Annotated in this window: 19 protein-coding genes; 1 reads left to right on the top strand and 18 read right to left on the bottom strand. The window is 59.2% G+C overall.

From position 1 onward, the window contains the following. Positions 1-246: 246 nt before the first annotated feature. The 18 genes from KGL31_03850 to KGL31_03765 form a co-directional block, all read right to left on the bottom strand. Positions 247-1,263 (bottom strand): trypsin-like peptidase domain-containing protein, encoded by a 1,017-nt coding sequence (locus tag KGL31_03850; GenBank protein MDE2321037.1) that lies wholly within the window; start codon positions 1,261-1,263, stop codon positions 247-249. Between the two features lie 94 nt (positions 1,264-1,357). Next, positions 1,358-1,969, bottom strand: a complete 612-nt coding sequence (locus KGL31_03845; GenBank protein MDE2321036.1) for a hypothetical protein — start codon at positions 1,967-1,969, stop codon at positions 1,358-1,360. A 283-nt stretch (positions 1,970-2,252) separates the two neighbouring features. Further along, positions 2,253-3,242: a glucokinase gene (gene glk / locus KGL31_03840; protein MDE2321035.1), complete on the bottom strand. Its 990-nt coding sequence runs from the start codon at positions 3,240-3,242 to the stop codon at positions 2,253-2,255. Continuing rightward, on the bottom strand, positions 3,239-4,018 hold the full coding sequence (gene pgl, locus KGL31_03835) for a 6-phosphogluconolactonase (protein ID MDE2321034.1): 780 nt from the start codon (positions 4,016-4,018) through the stop codon (positions 3,239-3,241). Before pgl ends, glk begins: the two co-directional genes overlap by 4 nt. Beyond that, on the bottom strand, positions 4,019-5,614 hold the full coding sequence (gene zwf, locus KGL31_03830) for a glucose-6-phosphate dehydrogenase (GenBank protein ID MDE2321033.1): 1,596 nt from the start codon (positions 5,612-5,614) through the stop codon (positions 4,019-4,021). It lies immediately after the preceding gene. Positions 5,615-5,623: 9 nt separating this feature from the next. Continuing rightward, positions 5,624-6,607 (bottom strand): decarboxylating 6-phosphogluconate dehydrogenase, encoded by a 984-nt coding sequence (gene gnd, locus KGL31_03825; GenBank protein MDE2321032.1) that lies wholly within the window; start codon positions 6,605-6,607, stop codon positions 5,624-5,626. Positions 6,608-6,644: 37 nt separating this feature from the next. Beyond that, positions 6,645-9,497: a bifunctional transaldolase/phosoglucose isomerase gene (locus KGL31_03820; protein ID MDE2321031.1), complete on the bottom strand. Its 2,853-nt coding sequence runs from the start codon at positions 9,495-9,497 to the stop codon at positions 6,645-6,647. A 493-nt stretch (positions 9,498-9,990) separates the two neighbouring features. Then, a complete protein-coding gene (locus KGL31_03815; protein MDE2321030.1) occupies positions 9,991-10,188 on the bottom strand; it encodes a DUF2283 domain-containing protein in 198 nt (65 codons plus the stop codon). 483 nt (positions 10,189-10,671) lie between these two features. Continuing rightward, positions 10,672-10,995, bottom strand: coding sequence for a M48 family metallopeptidase (locus tag KGL31_03810; GenBank protein MDE2321029.1), 324 nt, complete (start codon positions 10,993-10,995; stop codon positions 10,672-10,674). Beyond that, on the bottom strand, positions 10,992-13,958 hold the full coding sequence (locus KGL31_03805; protein MDE2321028.1) for an HsdR family type I site-specific deoxyribonuclease: 2,967 nt from the start codon (positions 13,956-13,958) through the stop codon (positions 10,992-10,994). Before KGL31_03805 ends, KGL31_03810 begins: the two co-directional genes overlap by 4 nt. 28 nt (positions 13,959-13,986) lie before the next feature. After that, entirely contained in the window at positions 13,987-14,349 is a 363-nt protein-coding gene (locus KGL31_03800) for a four helix bundle protein (GenBank protein MDE2321027.1), read from the bottom strand. Beyond that, positions 14,346-14,978: a virulence RhuM family protein gene (locus tag KGL31_03795; GenBank protein ID MDE2321026.1), complete on the bottom strand. Its 633-nt coding sequence runs from the start codon at positions 14,976-14,978 to the stop codon at positions 14,346-14,348. The genes KGL31_03800 and KGL31_03795 overlap by 4 nt, the downstream gene beginning before the upstream one ends. Next, positions 14,975-16,285 carry a restriction endonuclease subunit S gene (locus tag KGL31_03790; GenBank protein MDE2321025.1) on the bottom strand — a complete coding sequence of 437 codons (1,311 nt, stop codon included), beginning with the start codon at positions 16,283-16,285 and terminating at the stop codon, positions 14,975-14,977. Before KGL31_03790 ends, KGL31_03795 begins: the two co-directional genes overlap by 4 nt. Positions 16,286-16,293: 8 nt before the next feature. Next, positions 16,294-16,593: a hypothetical protein gene (locus KGL31_03785; protein MDE2321024.1), complete on the bottom strand. Its 300-nt coding sequence runs from the start codon at positions 16,591-16,593 to the stop codon at positions 16,294-16,296. Further along, complete coding sequence (locus KGL31_03780) at positions 16,590-18,257, bottom strand: DUF4062 domain-containing protein (GenBank protein MDE2321023.1); 1,668 nt, start codon at positions 18,255-18,257, stop codon at positions 16,590-16,592. The genes KGL31_03785 and KGL31_03780 overlap by 4 nt, the downstream gene beginning before the upstream one ends. Beyond that, the gene (locus KGL31_03775; protein ID MDE2321022.1) at positions 18,254-19,813 is read right to left on the bottom strand and encodes an SAM-dependent DNA methyltransferase; all 1,560 of its coding nucleotides are present in this window, start codon (positions 19,811-19,813) and stop codon (positions 18,254-18,256) included. Before KGL31_03775 ends, KGL31_03780 begins: the two co-directional genes overlap by 4 nt. A gap of 294 nt (positions 19,814-20,107) precedes the next feature. Beyond that, the gene (locus KGL31_03770) at positions 20,108-20,500 is read right to left on the bottom strand and encodes a HigA family addiction module antidote protein (GenBank protein MDE2321021.1); all 393 of its coding nucleotides are present in this window, start codon (positions 20,498-20,500) and stop codon (positions 20,108-20,110) included. Beyond that, positions 20,466-20,759 (bottom strand): type II toxin-antitoxin system RelE/ParE family toxin, encoded by a 294-nt coding sequence (locus KGL31_03765; protein ID MDE2321020.1) that lies wholly within the window; start codon positions 20,757-20,759, stop codon positions 20,466-20,468. The genes KGL31_03770 and KGL31_03765 overlap by 35 nt, the downstream gene beginning before the upstream one ends. 493 nt (positions 20,760-21,252) lie before the next feature. Here KGL31_03765 and KGL31_03760 point away from each other — a divergent pair, with 493 nt between their 5' ends. Next, positions 21,253-21,648, top strand: coding sequence for a hypothetical protein (locus KGL31_03760; GenBank protein MDE2321019.1), 396 nt, complete (start codon positions 21,253-21,255; stop codon positions 21,646-21,648). Position 21,649: the final 1 nt, after the last annotated feature.

Genomic DNA, 21,649 nt, shown 5'->3' with positions numbered 1-21,649 from the left:
TTGAAGCCGGCTGATGACGAGCCTCAAAAGTATTATGAGGTCCGGGCGATTTCGACGTGGAGAACTTTCAGGTCTTCAGCTTCGGCTGCGCGAAGTAAACGCTCGTCGGCGGCAGCAAATGTGATCTCTTCACCGAGTGCGTTCTTGAGGCTGATGGCGGAGGCCAGATGAATGGCATCGAAACCCTTGAGGGGATGCCGCCGGATCAGATCGCATGCTCGGTAGAGCTCTTTTGTCCCTCGACCTTCACTTCAGGGCCTTTTCAAGGATTTTGCGCAGCTCGGTGCTGGGTTTCGCGAAGCCGAATCGGTCATTGGGGGACACCCCGTACACCATCCCCACCACCTCACGCTTGAGGTTGAGGAGAGGGGCTCCGCTGCAGCCTTGTTCAATACCGTCGGACTGAAAGTCCGCGCTGAATGCCTGTCCGCCATTCAACGACTTTTCGAAAATCCCGACCCGTTTTCTGACGCCCCCGACCGGACCACACACGGTGCCGACAACCGTATCATTCTGGATGAGTTCCGGCCGATCAGGCAGAGTGGCGGCCGGAAGTGATCGCGCGACTTTCTGCAATCGGAGCAGGAGGATATCGGAACTCCCCAGACGCTTTACGATGTCTGCGCTGTATTCCTTGCCAAGGTGCATCACCCGGATATTGCCGCCTTTGTCCAGATGCGCATTGGTAAGCACATACCCTCGAGGGTCCGCAATAAATCCGTGCGCAAAACTTTTAACGCTTCCTTCGCCATCCACATTCTCAACGGTTACAAGGAACGGCGGCGCTTGCTCCAGTGTCCGCCGCATTTCTTCTTCCTCAGGGCGCACGACGTTGATGCTCTCTTTCTCCGCCTCTTTTTGAATCTTCTCGATGGCCTGAAGGGCGTTAACGCGCTGATTGAGATCATCGATGCCCCGGGCAATGCCGATCGCCTCATCGATCTCGCCGCATTCCCCCGCAAGCGAGACGGCAATCCAGTACTGCTGCATGGAACGTGCTAACGGTGAGGCGATGGCTCGCGAAAGGGTCAGGGCCTCCTGAAGCACTCGAACCCCCGGTTCTTTTGGAAACGACTGACACATCATCTTCCCGATGCCGGCAACCGATTGGGTCTGCTCCTCCTTGTCACGAATCGTCCGAGCCTGCTCCAGCAGAGGGATAAACCTTTTCTCGATTGCTGTGTAAGCTTCGCCCCAGCTTAATCGAGGCGCGATGAGCGTAAGGCCCACGAGCAAGGCGATCATCCTCATCTGGCGTTTCATTTGCTCACTCCCCTTATTTCGCTTCGCAAAAGAAACTCATGGATGTCTCTGTTCGCGAGAGGCATTGTATCATTCCTTCCGTCGCAGTGGGACTTTAGCTGCACCGCGAACGTTTGGTGGTTGCCCATGCTGCGAAGTCTACGGTAAGTGTGCCGCGGCAGAGGGCTTCAATCGCCAATGTGGCGCGGTCCCGTCTTACATAATCGTCATCTTGCGTGAGGGAGGGGTGCATCTCCCGGAGGTAGAGTTCAAGAGCCTCGCCTGCCTCGCCTGCGATATACCGCGTGTGAGGATTGTCCGGCCGTTCCCACCAGGTAAGGTAGTCGTCCACAAGAGCGAGTTCAGTTGCGGTCATTGCTTCCCGGAGGGTGAGCCCGGCCGACTTGGCTGCATGAGCGACCATGGGATTCCAGAAACCGGCCGCAAGCCAATCGGGCAGGTCGTGATCAGCTCGGAAGGCAGCATGATACCACTGTATGGCGGTGGTCATCAGCGAGTCGTCATTATTACCAGATGATTCACTGTAGTCAGCCAGCAATCTTACAATGGCGTCAAGGCCTGGGGGATTGATCGTGGTACTGCAAGAGATATGTGTTACCGACGTAATCTCCTTATCGGCCCTCAAGGTGGGGCCACTTGAGCCATCAACAGCGGGCGTTGTGTAGACGTTAGGAACCGTCACATCCGGATCTTCGTCGGCAAACATCGAGGCGCCATGAGTTTACGCAGTGTCGTTGCGAGGCGCAGCCGTGGCAATCTGCGAGATTCCTCCCCCTTTCGCTACGCTCGCAATGACACATCTCAATCTCTTGGGAAGTTGCAAGGGGGTGGCGTGCTCAGCTCAAAATATGCTACATCCTGCCTCGTTTTGCAAGCCCGGTTATGGTTGGATCGCCCAAGATAGGGGCGTACAGTTCTACTGGCTTATGGGGAGCAGGAGAGCAGACCTCAGGCATGGGGACAAATATGCCATACTTGCCTCTTGCGTCCTATATGCGCTCTTCTGCCAGCTTGAGGCCATAGTGCGCGGCGCCGATCAGAGGCACACGTAGGTTTAATGTAACCTTTACTTCGATCGAGCGAAGCAGGTCGGCGAAACGCCCCTTGTCGGCAAAAGCGCGGGTGAACGTACCGTCTTGGAGCTTGGGCAAGATCTTTGGCGCGATCCCGCCCCCGACATACACCCCACCGATGGCAAATGCCTTCAGGGCCAGATTCCCCGCCTCCGCTCCGTATACGGAGCAAAAAAGTTCGAGCGCTTCAGTGCAGAGTGGATGTTCCTCTGCGAGCCCAATCTCCGAAACTACCGTGCCCGGATCGCCTTCGGCGATCCGTTTTTGCAGCCACTCAGGCTCCGGGACCTCGCTGCGCGCCAGGAGGAACCGATAGATGTTGAAGAGCCCCGGTCCGGATAGTACGCGCTCGTAGCTGACGTGGCCGAACTCCTTTTGCAGATAGCCTAGCAGGTCTACTTCAAGATCGCTGCAGGGGGCGAAGTCGGCATGGCCCCCCTCGGTGGCAATGGGATGATAACGCGTCTCGTCCCAATACAGGATCGCCTCCCCCAAACCTGTCCCCGCCGCGATGACGGCAATGTTGCTTTTGCGCGTAAGACCCGGCTGAAGCACACGCAGGTCGGTCGGCTCGAGGTGGAGCATCCCGTAAGCTGCCGCCTCCAGATCGTTGAGAAGCTTTACTTGCGGAACGCAAAGGGCTGTCGCCAGGTTGCGCTCATCCAACTCCCAGGGGAGGTTTGTCGCTTTGGTCCTTCCTTCGATCACCGGTCCGGCCACCCCGAAGCAGGCCACGCGGAGTGAGGGGTGAGATCCAGATCCCAGAAATTGGCTGAGGATTTCCTCGAGCATGCTGTAACTCTGGCTGGAGAACGTGCCTTCGCGGATAGCGTGCAGCCTGTTACCAGCCTCTTCAAACAGGCCGATAACGGTCTTTGTTCCCCCGATGTCGCCGGCCAGGATCATGGGGCTTTGTCGCCAAGCCGACTGGCGGCGGCCTGGTCAGCCAGCCACACCAGCCGGCCCGCCACCGGTCGGATGAGCTGGGCCGGAAGCCGCTCGGGATCCGGCGGCCCTTCGAGAACCGCCTGAAGCATAGCGGCCTTGTCGGTCCCTGAGACGAGGAATAGCACCGTGGCGGCCCGGTTGATGATGGGTATAGTGAGCGTCAGGCGATTCGCCTTTAGCTCGAGGATGTAGTTGGGCGCCACCCACCGTATGGTCTCTCGAAGCGCTCGAGTGTAAGGGAACAGCGAGGCGGTGTGGCCGTCAGTCCCCAACCCCAGAAGAATAAGATCGAACACGGGCGGCTCACCTGATGACTGTGCAATAAAGGTACGGGCGATCTCTGTTTCGTAGTCGCGGGCTGCGGCGTCCAGGTTTGCCCGCTCGGCCTGCATCCGGTGGATCTGATCTGACGGAATCGGAACGCGACTGAGCAGAGTCGCCCTAGCCATGCCGAAGTTTGAGTCCGGGTGCTCCGGCGGCACCGTCCGCTCGTCACCCCAGAAGACGTAAGTCTTGTGCCACGGCAGGCGGGTGCAGTACGGTTCCGCCGCCAGGAGCGAATAGAGGCGTTTCGGAGTGGAGCCGCCTGCCAGGGCCACTGTAAAGCGGCCACAGCGGGTCACCGCCTCCTGGGCAGTCGCAACGACCCGCTCCGCCGCCTCCTGAGCGAGGGCGGCCTGATCGGCTAACACCAGCAGGTCGTCGAAACGCCCCACCCTCCACCCGCTTTCCATCTACGGGTTAACCCACTCCCGGCCGTCGGTCTCGATGAAGCGATCGGCTTCTTTTGGACCCCAGCTACCGGCGGGATAGTACGCTAGGCCGGTCCGGCCGGCGGCGGCCCAGGCTTCAACCACCGGCGTTACCAGCGCCCATGCGGACTCGACCTCATCGCGCCGGATGAATAGCGTCGAGTCCCCGAGCATGCAGTCCAGCAGCAGCCGCTCGTAGGCCTCCTCGGGATCGACTCCGAAAGCCTCCCGGTACGAGAAGCCCAATCGAGCCGGCACCAGGCTGATGTGCGGCCCTGGCGGCTTGAGCCCTACCCGAAGCGAGATCCCCTCGTCGGGCTGGATTCGAAGGGTGAGTCGGTTTGGCTTCACGATATCCTGGCTCTCATGGCTCGCATGGGCCGCCTGTTGAAACAAGAGCAGCGGCGGTTGGCGGTACTGGATGGTGACCTCGGTGACCCGCTTCGAGAGCGCCTTGCCGGTCCGCAAGAAAAACGGCACGCCCGCCCAGCGCCAGTTATCGATCTCCAGGCGCAGCGCAACGAAAGTCTCTACCGCTGTCTCCGCCGCAACCTCAGGCTCGTCGGCATAAGCCGCAATCTTCTTCCCGTGAAGTTGGCCGCTGATGTACTGCGCCCGGACAGTGGTGTCGTCGGCGCGCTCTGCCGGGACGGGACGGATCGCTCGCAGGACCTTAACCTTCTCGTCGCGGACCGCGTCAGGCTCGAATGTGGCGGGCGGCTCCATGGCGACCAGCGACAGAAGCTGCAGCATATGGTTTTGCACCATGTCTCGCAGGGCACCGGCGCTGTCGTAATAGCTGCCTCGACCCTCCACGCCCAGGTCCTCCGCGACCAGGAGCTGGACGTGGTCGACATACCGCCGGTTCCACAACGGTTCGAAGATGCTGTTGCCGAAACGAAAGGTCAGGATGTTCTGGACGGTTTCCTTGCCGAGGTAGTGGTCGATTCGGTAGATCTGTGGTTCGCGAAAGACGTGATGGATTTCGGCGTTCAAGGCTCTCGCCGTCGCCAAGTCCCGTCCGAACGGCTTTTCGACGATGATCCGGCAACAGCCATGGCTCTTCGGCGCAGGGACCGTGTCGTGCGGACCGTCCCAGATCTCGCTCACCAGTCCGGCGGCCCCCAGTCGGGCTACGATCTCCGTATAGGCCGCAGGGGGTGTGGCCAGGTAGTAGAGTCGATTACCGCTGGTCCCGTGTTGGCGATCCACATCAGTCAGGAGGACGCGGAGCCGCTCGTACCCGGCAGGATCCTCGAATGAGGCCGCGACATAGTAGAGGCCACGCGCCAGACGGTCCCACACCTCGGCGTTGAGCGGGTGAAGGCGAGAAAACTGTTCCACTGCCCCGCGCATCTCGTCGCGGAACGCTTCGTGGTCTTTCTCTCGTCTCGCGAACCCGATCACCGCAAACCGGTCAGGGAGCAGCGCGTCGTGCGCCAGCGCGTACAGGGCGGGCAGGAGCTTACGCCTGGTCAGGTCGCCGGATGCGCCGAAGATGACCAGCGCACACCCTTCCGGCACCTGGTAGCGGGAAGGTTGAGTGATCGTCTCGGTCAGGATCTGCGCAGGGGCCATGGGATATCGTTATCCCCCGGCGGAAGGTTCGACATGCCCGCCGAACTTCTGCCGCATTGCCGACAGCAGCTTCTCGGCAAAGGTGTGCGCCTGCCGGGAACGAAAGCGCGCGTACAATGACGCCGACAGCACATCGGCCGGCACCGCCTCTTCAATGGCCGCCATGATCGTCCAGCGTCCCTCACCGGAATCCTGGACGAACCCCGTATAGTTCGACAACGTGGGATCTTCCGCGAGCGCCATCGCCGTCAGATCGAGCAGCCACGATCCAATGACGCTGCCGCGCCGCCATACCTCCGCAACGTCCGCCACGTTGAAGTCATACCGGTACTCCTCAGGAAGGTCCTTTGAGACCGCATTGCGCAGGATGTCGAAACCCTCCGCGTAGGCCTGCATCAGGCCGTACTCAATGCCGTTGTGAACCATCTTGACGAAATGGCCGGCGCCGGAAGGGCCGCAGTGCAGGTAGCCCTCCTCTGCCGCGCCGCCCGGCTTCTCGCGACCGGGGGTGAGCGGGATGTTGCCCGGCCCCGGCGCGAGCGTCTTGAAGATCGGCTCCAGGCGCTCGACTGCGCGCGCCGCGCCGCCGATCATCAGGCAGTAGCCGCGCTCCAGCCCCCAGACCCCGCCGCTGGTGCCCACATCCACGTACTGGATCTCTTGGGCCTGGAGCGCCTTTGCGCGGCGCACATCATCCTTGTAGTAGGAGTTGCCGCCGTCGATGATGATGTCGTTCGCCTCCATCCGCTGTGCCAACGCCGAAACGGTCTGCTCCGTCGGCTCCCCTGCCGGCACCATCACCCATGCCGCCCGCGGCCTGGTGAGGGCGCGCGCGAACTCGTCCAGCGACATGGCGGCCGTTGCGCCTTCGCTTGCCAACTGTCTCACGCTATCGGCATGCGCGTCGAATACGACACACTCATGCCCGCCACGCAGCAGGCGGCGGACCATGTTGGCACCCATCCTGCCCAGACCGATCATCCCGAGTTGCATCGTGTGTGCTCCTCTCACGAAAAGAAGCCGTCAGTACTCAGCGTAATGCTTGCTGTATTGCGGTGTGGAGTGTTACCAGGCCGGTCTCCACATCTGAACCCAGATGAACCCGTAACGCCCGGCGATTGCGCTCCGCCAGGACCTGGAGGTCGCCGCGCGCCTGCGCGGCCTTGACTATGCCGAAGCTGTACCGGTGTCCGGGGACAGGCAGGTCGAGGGCGTCGTCGCAGGTGATCTGTAGAAAGACACCCGTGTTCGGTCCGCCCTTGTAGGCTTGACCGGTTGAGTGCAGGAAGCGCGGACCAAAACCCACGCACGTCGCCACACGCGTGTTGTCGCGGACAGCGTGACGCAGGAGTTGAAGCGCGCGTTCATGAGCGTCGTTCATCTCGATATAGGCCAGCAGGGCGAAGTAATCGCCCGGCCCGAGTCGGTTCAGGTGCGCCCTGAGATACCCGACGAGCGACCGATCAGCTCCTGTGGCCTCTTCCAGCGCCGCGGCGTTGCGCTCGTCACTGAACAGTGTGATACCGCGCTCCTGCAGGATCGGGACTTCCGGCGTGAGCGAACCCGTCCGCTCATAGTCCGCCATCAATTGCCGCGTTGCCACCTTGCTCGCTTCAACGTCGGGTTGATTGAAGGGGTTGATGCCGAGGATCGATCCGGCCACCGCAGTCGCGATCTCCCACCGGAAGAACTCGGCTCCCAAGTCGAAGGGATCGGCAAGCGAAATCCGGATCACAGGCTGACCGGCCCGTTCGAGGGCTTCCAGCGCGGCATCCTGTAAAGGATCCGTGGCGGATGTCATCTTGAGGTAGACGAAAACGCGATCGGCGCCGTAGACCTCCGGAGAACCCACCGACTCACCATCGACGGGGATCAGCCCCTTCCCGACTTTCCCGGTTGATTCGGCAAGTAGTTGCTCCAGCCATGCGCCGAAGTGTCGGATACCTGGCGAGGCGATGATCGTTACTTTGTCACGTCCGTGTGTGGCAAGCATACCGAGGATGGTACCCAGGACAACGCCGGGGTTCTCCTCGACCGGGACGCATGAGGCGCAGGCGTGCGCCATCTCCTCGGCGCGATCCAACAGTTTCGGCGCGTCTACTCCCATAATCATTGCCGGCGCCAGGCCGAAATCCGAGAGGGCCGAGTAACGGCCACCGATGCTTGAGAGCCCATAGAGGATATGACGAAAGCGCAGGCGCTCAGCGAGCTGCTGCAACGTCGAGCCCGGGTCGGTAATGGCGATAAACCGACTCCCTGCCTTGTCGGTGCCGATGACCTGCCCCACGCGCTCAAAGAAATAGTGGGTAAAGATGTTCGGCTCCAGGGTGGTGCCTGACTTGCTCGACACAATAAAGATTGTATTGGCAAGGTCCACGTTCCGTTCGAAGGCTCTGATCTGAGCAGGGTCGGTCGAGTCCAATATGTGAAGCTCAGGGTAGCCGTCCTGCCTGCCGAATGTCCTGGCCACCATCTGGGGGCAGAGGCTGGAGCCTCCCATCCCCAGCAGCAGCGCATGCGAGAACTTCGCGCGCCTTACCTCCTCAGCAATAGCCCGCAGATGGGGTACCGCTTGATGGTCCTCGGCAACGCCCAACCAACCCAGCCACCCCCCTTCGTCCGTTCCGGTCCAAAGGGTGGCGTCGCGCGCCCACAATCTTCGTACCTTGCCGCCGACACGCCACGCTTCGAGCGCCGCCCTGACAGAGGCGGCGAGATCATCCGACAGTGCGTAAGTCTGGCGGCTGACTATGACGCCCTCGACCGATTGACACCGCTTGTCCACCGCGAGCAGCAGCTTGTCAAATGCCTCGGCGAACAACTGTACGCCGTCGTTCAGTAATCGATCGGTGACCTCCGCCATCGAGATGCCCACCTGCTCGAGGGTCACCATAGTGTTGCGCGCCCCCTCGATGTCCTCCTCGAGGCTTGGTCGTGGCTGTCCATGATCCCGGAACGCCTCCAACGTTGTGGACGGTATCGTGTTTACCGTATCAGGGCCGATCAGTTCCTCCACATAGATCACGTCGCGGTAATTCGGGTTCTTGGTACTCGTACTGGCCCACAACACGCGCTGCGTGTACGCGCCCTGCCTCGCCAGCGCCTGCCACCGCTCTCCGCTGAAGATCGCCTTATACCGTTGGTAGGTCAGCTTGCCGTTCGCGATGGCGACTTTGCCCAGCAGGCGTTGGAGCATTGCCTGATCGGCGATGCTTGCAGCACTTTTCAGTCGTGCGCTGAGCATGATGTCAATAGCGGTATCGATGCGACTGATGAAGAAGCTCGCAACGCTCGAAACGGCGCCCGGATCGCCGCCCCGCGCGACGAGCGCTTCGAGTCCCGCTATGTAGGCGCCGGCAACCTGCTCATAGACCTGTTGGGAGAAGAGGAGCGTTACATTGATGTTGATCCCCTCGCCGATGAGCGTCGTGACGGCAGGGATACCCTCCGGCGTACCCGGGACCTTGATCATCACGTTCGGGCGTCCAACGATCTTCCACAGCCTTCGCGCCTCATCCATCGTAGCCTGCGTATCCTGGGAGAGGTAGGGCGAGACCTCCAGGCTCACGAAGCCGTCCCGTCGCTTAGTCTGCTCATAGACAGGCCGCAACAGATCGGCGGCATCCTGAATGTCCCGGATCGCCAACTGCTCGTAGCGCGACTTGGCGTCCAGATCCCTTTGCCGCTCGAGGCGGGTAAGGGCTTCTGCGTAGTCGGTGCTCCCGGTGATCGCCTTCTCGAAGATGGCCGGGTTTGAGGTGATACCTCGCAGTCCGTCTTCATCTACCAGACCTTGCAATTCGCCGCTCGTGATGAGACCTCGCCGGATATAATCCAGCCAGACCGACTGTCCGTACTCGCACAACGCTCGTAAACGGTTCATAGCTTACTCCTCAATAACCGCTCCGGATGATAGCGGCGAAGAACTCATCGGCCTCAACTCGGCCGCATGAAAATCCTGACTGTCAAGAGCTGTAAAGCTGGTCAGTTCGTCATCCCCTGTATAATCCGGAAGCAAAGCCACAGCAGCCGCAGCCAGTTGTCGCTTTCTTTAAGACGGACTTATCGGATGTTCAATGAACTGAGGATCTTCTTGGACTGGATGCAAGGCAGCTTCGATGACTTCAAGCTGCTCTTTTGCCGAAAGTTTCTTGAATTCCTCCAATATTTCTGTCCGTGTCATATTGCCGCCTCACTCTTCTCATGGCCAGGGGCTGGGCACGGGGTTTGTGATGGAATCGCCAAAGGCGATTTCCCCGATCCCTTGTCTCCTGCGGGTGGATGTCGCCCACTTTGGTGGCTTTGGTTCGTAGACCGTAATGATGATAAGTGCCGACCGTGGAGTTGTACATACAATGCGGCTACCCAGCCGTCGTCTAGGTCACAGCGAATTGGTAGGAAAATTCGCTAACGTCCATTTGCTCTTTCGCGTGCTCCACCGTCATAGACACAAGACGACCGATCTTGTCGACTTCGACGAGCACGTTCTCGTTCAGATCATATGTCTCCGCGATTTCCGCATCGCTGAACTGGAGAAGCAATGTGTCAGTGTCGGGGAAGTATTTTGCCTTCATCCTTGTCCCCCCTTGAAGCGCCTATCGAAAAAGGCGTTGTGCACGGTTTCTCCGTCCTGAAGCAACACCACCCGCAACCGGCGACCCTCCGCTTCAGGAATCCGCTTCCATAGCCGAATTCGTCCGTCCGACTGCACGTGCCGTGCTTCAGGTGACCGCATCGTTTGCCCAATCCATGCCTCTTGAATGAGCCGGCGATCTGGGCGCCCTCTGACGTGTGCGAAGTACGCCGTTACCTTCATGGCCCAAGCATACTCCGCTTTCCGGCCACCGTCGAGCTGTGCTGTGCACATCCCATCAGGATGAGCCCGCGTGTTTTGCACATCAGCCTCGCGCTTAGCGCTTAGCCATAACGGGATGTTTGACGGTGGCGATGAGTTCCCATGAAACGCGTGTAATGCGCACCCGACTACTCTTAGCTTGGCTGACCTCACACCTGTTCTGTTCGGCGACCGATGTCACCCCCATCCCCGAACTGTGTTGTTACCTATCTCCCAGACCGGTCACCCTGCCTAATGCTTCTTCCTGCTTCTCGTAGTTCCCCAGATGCGCCCGCATGAGGCTCTTCCAAAGCTTGCCGTGGTTCGGGACGGAGAAATGCAGAAGTTCGTGGACGATGATATAGTCGCCGATCTTGCGATCCAGTGCCAGCAGATCGGTGTTAAAGTTCAGGTTCCCCGCCGTGGAGCACGACGCCCATTTGTTTCGCATTGGGCGCAGGGCCAGCGCCTGCGTTTTCACGCCCAGCCTATCGGCCCATTCCAGCACACGGGCCTTAAACTCCTCTTTGTCGCGCCAGGCACTCATGGGCGAAAGCTCTTTTGCAGCAGGATGAAGAGCGCATCGACGGTGGCCGTCACCTTGGCTATGTCATCCTCTTCGGCAAAGATGGCGAACGTCACCTGTTTGCGCACCTCGCGCAGTTCCGCCTCGCTCCGCTGCCAGTTTGGAAACTTTGCGAACCCTTCGCGTACTTTCTTGCTCACCTGTTCGGGGTTCGGGATGCCGTCGTCGGTGAGTTTGCAGAGCACGAAGTAGGTCAGCCCATCCAGCCCTTTGGCGGCCTGCTCCTTCTTCCGCTGCTCGTTCTTCTCGATCTCCTTCAACAGCTCGGTGAGGGCGTCAGCGGTGCTGGTCTGCCGATCCTCGAAACTCTCCTGCACCGCTTTCGCGCGTTCGGCAAGCGCCACGAGGAATGGGTCATCGCTGTGTTCCTCCGCTGTTCTCTCGATGGCCTTTACCAGGTTGATGATCTTGACGGCCTTTCCCTCTTCACGGTTCTTGATGGTGTCGATCGCATCGGCATCCAACGTGACGTACTCCGCCATCCTGTCCTGGACGACAGCGCCGATGTGCCGCTGCACCAACTCGTTAGTCTTCTTCTGGAAAGCGCGGTCCACGTACACCCGGCGCGCATACGCGTTGCGCACCACCTCATAGATGCCGGACAGCGTGGCGTAGTTCTCGATGAACGGCCGTAGAAACGCGTCGGGCGAGATAATCTCGTAGAGCATCTCGATCTCTTTGTATTCCTTGAAGAACTCCTTCCGCCGTTCCTTATCGCGGAAGTGCTCGATCACGTTGTCCACGTCCTTATCGTTGAGATTCTGCCGTACCAGCGCGAGATACGCCGGGGCCTTCGTCTCCATCTTCGCTTTGAAGAGATGCTTCAGCAGCCCCAGGTCCTTGACGATGGCGTTGATCTCGTCGCTGTCGAAGGCCAGCGCCTTTTCCAACTTGTCGAAGATGCCCACGAAATCGAGGACGAACCCGTGCGGCTTCACCATCTCCGCCGCCTCGTTCTCGTAGGGGCGGTTCACCCGCGCGATGGCTTGGAGCAGCGTGTGGTCCCGCATCGGCTTGTCCAGATACATCGCGTAAAGGATCGGCGCGTCGAAGCCGGTGAGCAGCTTCTCGGTGACGATGAGAATCTTCGGCCACTCGCCGGCCTTGGTGAAGTTCTTGCGAATCTGCCGTTCCCGCTTCGGGTCGAGATGCCACCTCTTCAGGTGCGCCGGGTCGTTGTTATTCCCGGTGAAGACAATCTCGGAATACTCCGGCGGCAGAATCGCATCCAACGCCTCCTTATAGAACGTACACGCCTCACGATCCACGGCCACGAGGAACGCCTTGTAACCGAGCGGCTCGATGTTTTGGCAAAAATGATTGGCCACCATGCTCGCTACCTTCTGTACGCGGTCCTTGCCTTTGAGGAAATTCTTCAGGTTCACCGCCCGTTCAAGAATCTTGTTCAGCTCCTCGATGTCCGCGATCCCCTCTGTCTCGGCCAGCGCGAGGAACTCCTTCTCCATGATTTCGTGCGGTACCAGCATGTCATTCGGCGCAAGCTGGTAGTAAAGCGGCAGCGTCGTGCCGTCATCGATGCTCTCGGCGATGGAATACTTGTGCAGGTAGCCCTTGTCGTCCTCGCAGCCGAAGGTCTTGAACGTCCCCTTGCCGTAAACTGTCTTGTCCACCGGCGTGCCAGTGAAGCCGATGAACGTCGCGTTGGGCAGGCCGGCCATCAGGAAGTTGCCCAGATCGCCGCCCGTCGTCCGGTGTGCCTCGTCAATCAGCACATAAATGTTCTTCCGCAGGTTCAGGTTCGCCGGCATGTCGCGGAACTTGTGGATCATCGTTACGATGAGGCCCCGGTAATCCTCCCGCAGCAGCCGGTTCAGCGCCGCGATGCTGCCTGCGTGAGCCACGTTGCCCAGGCCCACCGACGCGAGATTCTTGAGCATCTGGTCTTCCAGCTCGTTGCGGTCGATCATCAGCAGGATGGTCGGCTTCTTCGCCTCTGGCGCTTTGAAAAGCATCTCCGCTGCCTTGATCATCGTGTAGGTCTTGCCGCTGCCCTGCGTGTGCCACACCAGCCCGCGCGACCGCTGTGGGTCGAGGGCGCGCGCTACTACCTTGTCGACGCCGCACATCTGATGCTGCATCAGGATGAACTTGTGCAACTCCTCCTCTTTCTCCGCGAAGAGGATAAAATCCTTGAGCCCACGCAGCACCTGCGGCACGGCGCAGAAGCTTTTCACCTTGGCTTCGAGGTTACCCGCCTCCGTGTGTTTCCAGTTGAAAATATTTCGACGCACCGTGTTCCAGGTTACCCCGTAGGCGAAGCCGATGGCCTCCGTGGCGGAGAAGATCATCTCCGGTACCATCACCTCCGGCGTCTCCGCATGATAACGGCGAAGCTGATCCACCCCGAGCGCAATCGCCTCATCCTTGCTCGCGTTCTTGCACTCGATCACCAGCACCGGGATACCGTTGATGAGAAAGACTACGTCCTCCCGCGTGCCGAAGCGACCATTGTGGACGTAGAACTCCTCGGTCACCTCATACACGTTCCGCCGCTCCTCACGTCTCCGAGTGAGGTCACCGTAATCAATCAACATCAGGTCCAATTCCCGGCTCTCTTCGGCGCAAAAGAATTTCCCCTGGTTGCGCAGGTAGGTGAGGAAGTCGCGGTTGCCGGCGATGTCCGCGTTGAGCCGTTGGAACTCCCCAACCAGCGCCCCCTCAGCCTCCTTGTATTTCGGGTTGAAGACACGCATCTGGGCATGGAGCAGGTCGCCGAAGTAGAGCGACGCCGTCCGTGCCCGCTCAGCACACTCCCTCGCCCCGCTTGCGGGGAGAGGGTTGGGGTGAGGGGAAAAACCGCGCCGCGCCTCGGCCTCATCGCGTGGCACATAGGTCCAGCCAATCTCCTCCGCATAGGCGAGGATGCGAGCCTGGACGGTTTTGTGTTCTCCGGGTGCGGACATGATCAATCCTTCAATTGTGAATGAGGAATTAGGAATCGTTTCTCTGTTTCATGGTTTTGATAATACTTCCGGATAGTTTGAGTAGTTCCTCGCAGTCGGCGATCATAGAAGCTGTTTCAACGTCTGTGAGATAGCCAGAATCACGCAGCAGGCGCAGCCAGTAATGAGTCTCCCGCGCTTCTTTGTATGCAATCTGGATCTTGGCAATAAAATCCTTGTCAGACTGCCCACCGATAGCTTCTTCAACATTGGCACCGATGGATGTTCCGCTGCGCAACAATTGCTTAGAGAGCACAAATTCCTTCTTTTGCTCAGCCAGATGTTGATATAGCTTCACTGCTCGCAACGCAAACGCATACGATTTCTCCTGAATAACATTCCCGCTTTTCACTCCTCATTCCCCATTATTAATTCATAATTCTTTCTTTTGTTCTGCCCGTGCGCCGCCCAGTGCATTTTGTTCTGCACCGTGGCGAAGAAAAGCTGCGACGCCTCGAGGCTTGGGTCATAGTCAATGCTCGTCGCGTAAATTTCCAGCACCTTTCGCCAGAACACCTTCTCCGATGACCGGATGTCGCGGATTCGGGCCAGCAGTTCCTCGAAGTAATTCCCGCCCCCGGCCCGCTTGAGTCGCTCGTCATCCAGCGCAAAGCCCTTGACGATGTATTCCCGCAGCCGTTGCGTCGCCCAGATGCGGAACTGCGTGCCGCGATGCGACTTGACGCGGTAGCCTACGGAGATAATCACATCGAGGTTGTAATGTTCCACCGAGCGGGACACCTGCCGGCTGCCCTCCTGTCGAACTGTTAAGAAATCCTTAACAGTTGCCGCGTCCTGCAACTCTCCCTCTGCGAAGATGTTGCGGATGTGCATGCTCACGTTCGGAATGGAGGTTTGAAACAGCTCGGCCATCTGGCTCTGCGTCAGCCAGACCGTCTCATTCTCCAGGCGGACTTCCAGCCGGGTCTGCCCGTCGTCGGTTTGGTAGAGGAGAAACTGGGATTGAGGTTCGTTGCTCATCGTGCGTTCTCCGCAAGGAACCATTTCAGTTCTGGCAGATCGAGGGCGTGGACGCGAATCTGCGCCGTCATCAACTGGTGCAGCATGGTGCGAAAGAGATCTTCAAGCAGATGCTTCTTCACGAGTAGCATATCGATCTTCTTGGCTACCGCATCGAGCGCGGTGACAATATCTCGGCGCTCGTCCTTGCCAGGCAGATACGTCGGAAGCCGGTTGATTGCGCTCTTGTTGAACTTGGCGTTGACCGAAAACGTCTGAGTCTTTTTGAAGTAGCCCGATTCACGGAGGAAGTTCAGATAGTAGAACAAATACCGCCCGGTTACCTCGTCATTTGGTCGGACACGCAGAATGAACGACGAATGAGTGAACTCTCCATTGAGGTCGAAGTAAGCGGTCTTTCCTATGTGCTCCTTGCTTCCGCTGCGCCAGTTGAAAAGCAGGTCGCCCTTTTTCAACACCGTCTCGTGGTGCCGCTTGGTTTTCAGGACGAAGTAATTGATCGAATCAAGGGTAATTGTTCCATCAAGCGTGATGTTCTTATTCGTCAGAATCTTCGTGCCAATTGGTTTTAGATTGGCTGCGACCGCCGCTTGGATGCCGTAAATAACATCGCCAGCCTGTTCCAACGCGCGCTCTTCCCAACTCTCCGGCACGGGGCCGACGTCGGTTTGTTTTTGGGGTTCGCCGTGGAGACCTTGGGTGAAGAGTTGATGAAGGAGCGTCTTTTTCAGTTCGGTGGTCAGCGCCAGTAGCCGCTCCTGCTGCTCGATCGCTCGCTGCACCACCCCCAACATCGCCGCAATCTTCTGCTGTTCGGGGATGGGTGGAACATACAGTTCGAACTCTCGTAAGCCAGACCACGATGTGCGGGGATGTTGCACACCGGATGTTGTAGCTATTGCGTGGCCGACGAATTCGTCCGTGTGCGTTAGTAAGCAGATGAACTCTGGGATGCACTTCTCGGTCGCGCGAAACACCAAAATGTCCGTTGAGCAGATGCCATCTTCCCGGACGATCACTGACTTGCGCAGGTATGGACGTAACTTTCCAAACAGCACATCGCCGGATCGAAATATGGTCTTGCTGCTTTTAACTTCGGATTCGCTGCCGCGCCCGATAAGGGACGGTTGACCGGATGCTAAATGTTCGAGGCCAAGATATAGCCTCTTTCCGGTTGAAGTTGGACTTGCGGAATCTTGAACTCGCGAGCAGATGTCCTCGAACCGGGCGCTGCGCCACGCCGCACCGGCGTTTGCGGGGGTTGGCGGACCGGAATGTCGGCCCTCCGGTGTTTTGGTCCGTGCCATAGACGCGCTCATAAGATCACCGCCTTGATCCTGGTTCCGCACTTCGGACATGCAAAATGGGTTTCGTCCACCGGACAGAAGCGCAGACCGCAATCCTTCAGATCGACGCTATCTTTCGGATAGGTCACCAGCAGTCCATCGGCCGTCACATCCTCCAGCAATCCACAGTTGGGGCATGCCAGTAATTCGCGGTCGTCGGTAAAGATTCCAAGCGCCCGGGCCTGCGCTTTAACCTGTTCGAGTTGCCGGGCCAACGCAATCAGGCCGTCCATCCCACCCTGCTTCCCAGATTTGTTCGTCCGGCTCATGCCTTGCCCTCTTTCTTCCCCCTGCGGCGGGCAGCTTTGGGCGTATTGGGCGCATGGGTAGCCCGTTTTTCGGCTGGTTTGGCGGCTTTACGGCGGGTTGGTGTTGACGGCGTTTGAGCCGATTGAGCCATTTCTGAGCCAATGGCGGACGAGGTGGATGTCTTGTTTGTCTCGTTTATGTCCTGTTCCGTCGGCGGGAGGGGAGATGTCTTGTTTATCCGGTTTATGTCCGGTTTCTGCACCAACGTGTAGGTCGTGCCACGCCCTGTCTTGGACGACTGCTGAAGCACACCTTTGGCAACCAGATCCTCCAGATCGCGGGAAGCAGTCCTGGCGATGACGCCCGTAAGCTCGCGATATTCGGCATTCGTGATCCGGCGTCTGATTTTCAGGTGAGGGATGACGGCGCTCTGCCGGTCATTTAAGCCCATCCGGGCCACAACGGTCTGGGTCAGCCAATCGCGCCAGAGGGTGGAGGAGAATTCGCCGGGGCGGCTATCGAAGTCGGGCTCTGGCAGGGCGTGGGCTGCGCTTTCCCGAATCATCATGAGAGTACCCGTGCCGAATTTCTCGATGTAGCCGGCGAGATAAAGGGCTTCGCAGAGGCGGGCGTTGCGGGAAATCGACCGGTGTGGCCGGCGCAACTGCGACAAGGTGAGCGGCGGCAGGATTTCACCGGCGTTGCCGATTTCGATCCGATCTTTGAATACCGAAACCTGAATGGCGGAAGGTTGCAGGTAATCGCGGTGGACAACGGCGTTGACAATGGCTTCGCGGATGACATCCGGCGGGACCTCGTAGGCGGTAGGGACCTGCACGGATTCAGCGCGGGTGCCGACGCTGAAATCGATCTTAGAGAGAACGAAATCTACAGCGTGGTCTACCTGGGAGAACAGATTCTCTTTGAAAATCCGGTAGAAGGGCGCAGGTCGCTGGATTTCGGTGCCGTGGAAGTGCATGCACCGGATCTCGGCCGAGGGGAAGAACCGCTGGGGATCGCGGCCAAAAAGTAATAGAGCTGCCTGGGTAGGTCGCCCTTCCCGAAGAAGGTTCAAGTGGGTGAGGATGTTAGCAATCGGCGAGGATTCGGCGAGGGGAAACTGGCGTTCATGCCGCGCCCGCCGGACAAATTGGGCGATGGTCTTTGGGTCGAGATCGTCCAGGGACGCCTCGGGATGCAGGCGTTCGTCGAAGGGCAGAAACTGAAGAACCCCTGTTTCTTCGAGATGCTGCACGAGACTGACATAAACGGCGGCGATCAACTCGGCCACAGTGGTGAACCGGCGGCGAATCAACTGTGCGCCCGCTACGGCCATCAGTGCCCGCATCTTCGGGTGCTTATCCTCATCGGTGGCGCCTTTGACGAAGACAAGGCGGTGTTTGCCAAGCCGGGTCGCTTCGTCGAATTCGCGTTGCGTCGGGGATAGGCCGTCGGCGCCTTGCGCGCCGTATTCGTTGCCCAGCAAGGCCAAATAGAGGTCGCAGCGGCGGACTTCATCAAGATAGGCGGCATCGGCGCGGCGGTCGCTTGCAGGGAGGTCCTCGAACAAGAAGACATCAAAAAAGCGGCTCAGCAGAGCATCGCCAAGGAGATAGGCCTTGAGCGCCTGGCGCTCTTCAGCGAACTCCTTTTGCACGCTACTGATGAAGATCCGCTGCTTCATGGCGATGATTTACCGATTTGGGTCAGAACAGCCCTGAGCGCCTTGTCCGTCGCCCGCGCTTCGTCCTCCAGCGCGTCCAACTCCTCCACGATCTCCGCAATCGGCCGGTATTCATCCGCTTCGCCGGTGTGGATGTAGCGGCTCGGCGAGATGTTGTAGTCGTTCTTGGCGATCTCTTCATGGCTAACGATACGCGAGTATTTCTCCACTTCCTTCCATGCGATGAAGGTGTCGGCAATGCGGCGGATGGCGTCGTCGGGGATGTAGTTCTTCGGGTCTCCCTTAGTGAATTCGCGGCTGGCGTTGAGCAGGAAGAGCTTTTCCTCGCGCTCTTTCGGCTTGGCCCGGTTCAACACGAGGATGATGCCTGGGGCGGTGGTGTTGTAGAACAGATTTTCCGGCAGGTAGATGACGCCCTCGATAAGATCCTGCTCCACGAACCAGCGGCGGACCTCTTTTTCCTTATTGGTGTTGGCATTACCGGAGCCGCGCGAGGCGGCTCCGGTGTCAAGCACCACCGCGGCACGGCCCTCCGGCTTGAGGCTGGCGAGAATGTGCTGCACCCAGCCCCAGTCGGCCTTGCCGCCGGGATAGCCCGCGCCCTTTGGAAAGCGATCGAGTTCGTCGGCGTCGTAGTCCTTTTCCTTGAACTCGGTCTGGTTCCACATCGGATTAGCCACGGCGCGGTCGAAGGTCTGCAGGCGGTTGCCCTGGCGGAATTTGGGGTTGCGGAAGGTGTCGCCGATCTGAATCTCGCCCTCCATGTCGTGGATGATCATATTCATGTTCGCCATGGCCCAGGTGCCGGGCTCCAGTTCCTGGCCATAGAGCTTGAGGGGTGCATAGGTCTTCTTCCCGGCGGCCTTCATCTTCCCGTCCAGCGCCAGCTCGCACTTGATGAGCAGGCCGGCGGAGCCGCAGGTGGGATCGTACATGCCCATGCCGGGCTGCGGGTCCATAATGACCGCCATGATCTCGCCCACCTCGCCGGGGGTGTAGAACTCGCCCGCGCTCTGCCCGCCGCCCTCGGCAAACTTGCGGATGAGGTATTCGTAGCTGCGGCCGATGATGTCGCCCTCGACGTCGGTCAGCCCGAGCCGCTTGGCACTGATGGCCTCGATGAGATTGCTCAGGCGAGCATCGTCAATGTCGCGCTGGCCGTGGGTGGTGGCGTTGAAGTCGATGCGGTCGATGATGCCCTTGAGCAGCGGATTGGCGTCGGCAATAGCGCGGAGGTGGGTGGTGAGCTGCTCGCCGATCTTGTCCGAGAGCGTGCGGATGATGGACCAGACGGCATCGTCGGGGTTCTTCGGCTCCAGCGGGAGGAAAAAACGGACGAGCTTCTTGTCGTGCTTGACGAGCTTGAACCCCTTGGCGCGCGAGCCGACTTCCTGGGCGATGCGGTTGATCTCGTCATCGAAGACGTCGCACAGCCGTTTGGTAAAGATGAGCGGGAGGATGAACTCCTTGTATTTCGGGGCATCCTTGGCGCCGCGGATGGAACAGGCGGCGTCCCAGATCCAGGATTCGAGGGATTTATCGGTGAGGTCGGGCATGTTCGATTCGTTCCTTTATGGTCCTCTATTGAGTGTGCCGATCAGCGTATCCTGCCCTAGAAACCTCCAACAATTGCGGCGATTGTCCTGCCTTCCTAAGGACCTGTCAAGCTTCCACAGCACCAGCCGCAGGTGGCCGATGAAGCCTCCCCGCGGCAAGCCGCGGGGTATCGCCTTCTGTTCTGGCCCGTCATTCCGTGCGTGACACGGAATCCAGTCGGGCCCCTCTGGATACCGGCTTTCGCCGGTATGACGAACTCGCGGCACGCCGCGGGGAATGAATCCTCAGTAGATTCAAGCTAATCGACGAAGCGGCTCGAGGCGCGCGATCTTGATGGCCTCCTTTCCGCGCATCGCATGCCACAGGTCCCAATCCTGCTGCAAACCAAGCCAGAAATCGGCTGACATGCCGAGCACTCGCGCTAAGCGTAATGCCGTATCGGGGGTGATCCCTCTCTTCCCGTGGATGATTTCGTTCAGCCTCGGAAAGGACACACCCAGGCGAGTCGCAAACTCCGACTGACTAATGCCGAGCGGCCTCAGGAACTCCTCCAAGAGCATCTCTCCCGGATGGGTAGGCGCTCGATTGATCGGTAGCCGTCGAGTAATTACAGCACGCCGGCTACGACCATACGGCGCGGCAGATTCCTTGCTAGTGGTAGTCCGTAATTTCAATTTCGTAGGCATGGCCTGATCTCCAACGGAAACAGATGCGGTATCGATCGTTGATCCTGATGCTGAACTGTCCTCTGCGATCTCCCCGGAGGGCCTCCAGGTTATTCCCCGGCGGTACAGCAAGCTCCCGAAGCTCGCGTACCCGATTCAACTGGTCCAATTTCCGCCGCGCAATGGCCCACATCGCCGAGGCACATGTACGGCGCGCCGACGGCGATGCGCGTCCGTCAAATATGTCTTCCGTACCCCGGTCGTGGAATGAGCCTATCATAGGCTACATTATAATGATAGCCGTTATACAGTCAAGTAGCTTCCGAATGAACCTTTCCAGCGCCCAACGTTGTTGGCACATACTGAGCGGCATCATCTTATTCCGGCCTGGGCAAATTAGGCGGTGAACACAAGGTATCTCAGTCTGCATGCTGTGCGGGTAGGGGAAGGCGTAAATCGACGCGGGACTATGCAGTGCTCTTCCGTTATCTGGGTGAGAGCGACACACAGGCCAAGCAACGCAACGGGCACCATTTCTAGCCCAATCAGCGTCGCAGAGGCTCAGGCGCTTCAGCAGGTGGGATCAGGAGCGGTTATTGTGGTGGTGCCGGGGGCGGGAGAGGGCTTACCAGACCGTACAGTTTTCGTCTTGACTTCATCTCCCGCCGCTGATAGCGTCCCTTACTGTGGACAGGATTAGGGCAGTGCCGTGCTGGAGGCGGCCCTGCCCAGGCACCAGTGGGCCACCAGCATCTTGCAGGAGGAGATATCACATGAGAAAATCAATTGCCTCGATTGTCACAGGATTAGCGGTGGTCTTTGTCGCGGGGCTCTCTGTCGGCTGGGCGCAGCAGGCGACGGTCAAGATCTTGTCACCAACGGATGGGGAAACCATAGGGCCCAGCATTTTGGTGACGTGGGAGTTCAAGAAGGCGGGGAATGCCGATCACGTCCACCTGCACCTGGACGGGGTCAACCAGGGGCCTCAGTTCGGGACGTCGCTGGAACTCAAGGGCCTCTCGAACGGGTCGCACACAGTTCGGGTCATCGCTGCTACCAAGAGCCACCAAGAGATCGGACCCGAGGCCAGCGTGAAGGTGAACGTGAAGGAGGGCACGGCGGCGCCGGTAACGCCACCTCCAGCCCCTAAGCGGAGTTGGGGGTACTAGC

This window comes from Candidatus Methylomirabilota bacterium, assembly GCA_028870115.1.
Classification (GTDB): domain Bacteria; phylum Methylomirabilota; class Methylomirabilia; order Methylomirabilales; family Methylomirabilaceae; genus Methylomirabilis.
The sequence above is the reverse complement of the archived record's forward strand: the minus strand, read 5'-3'. Positions and strand labels throughout refer to the sequence as shown.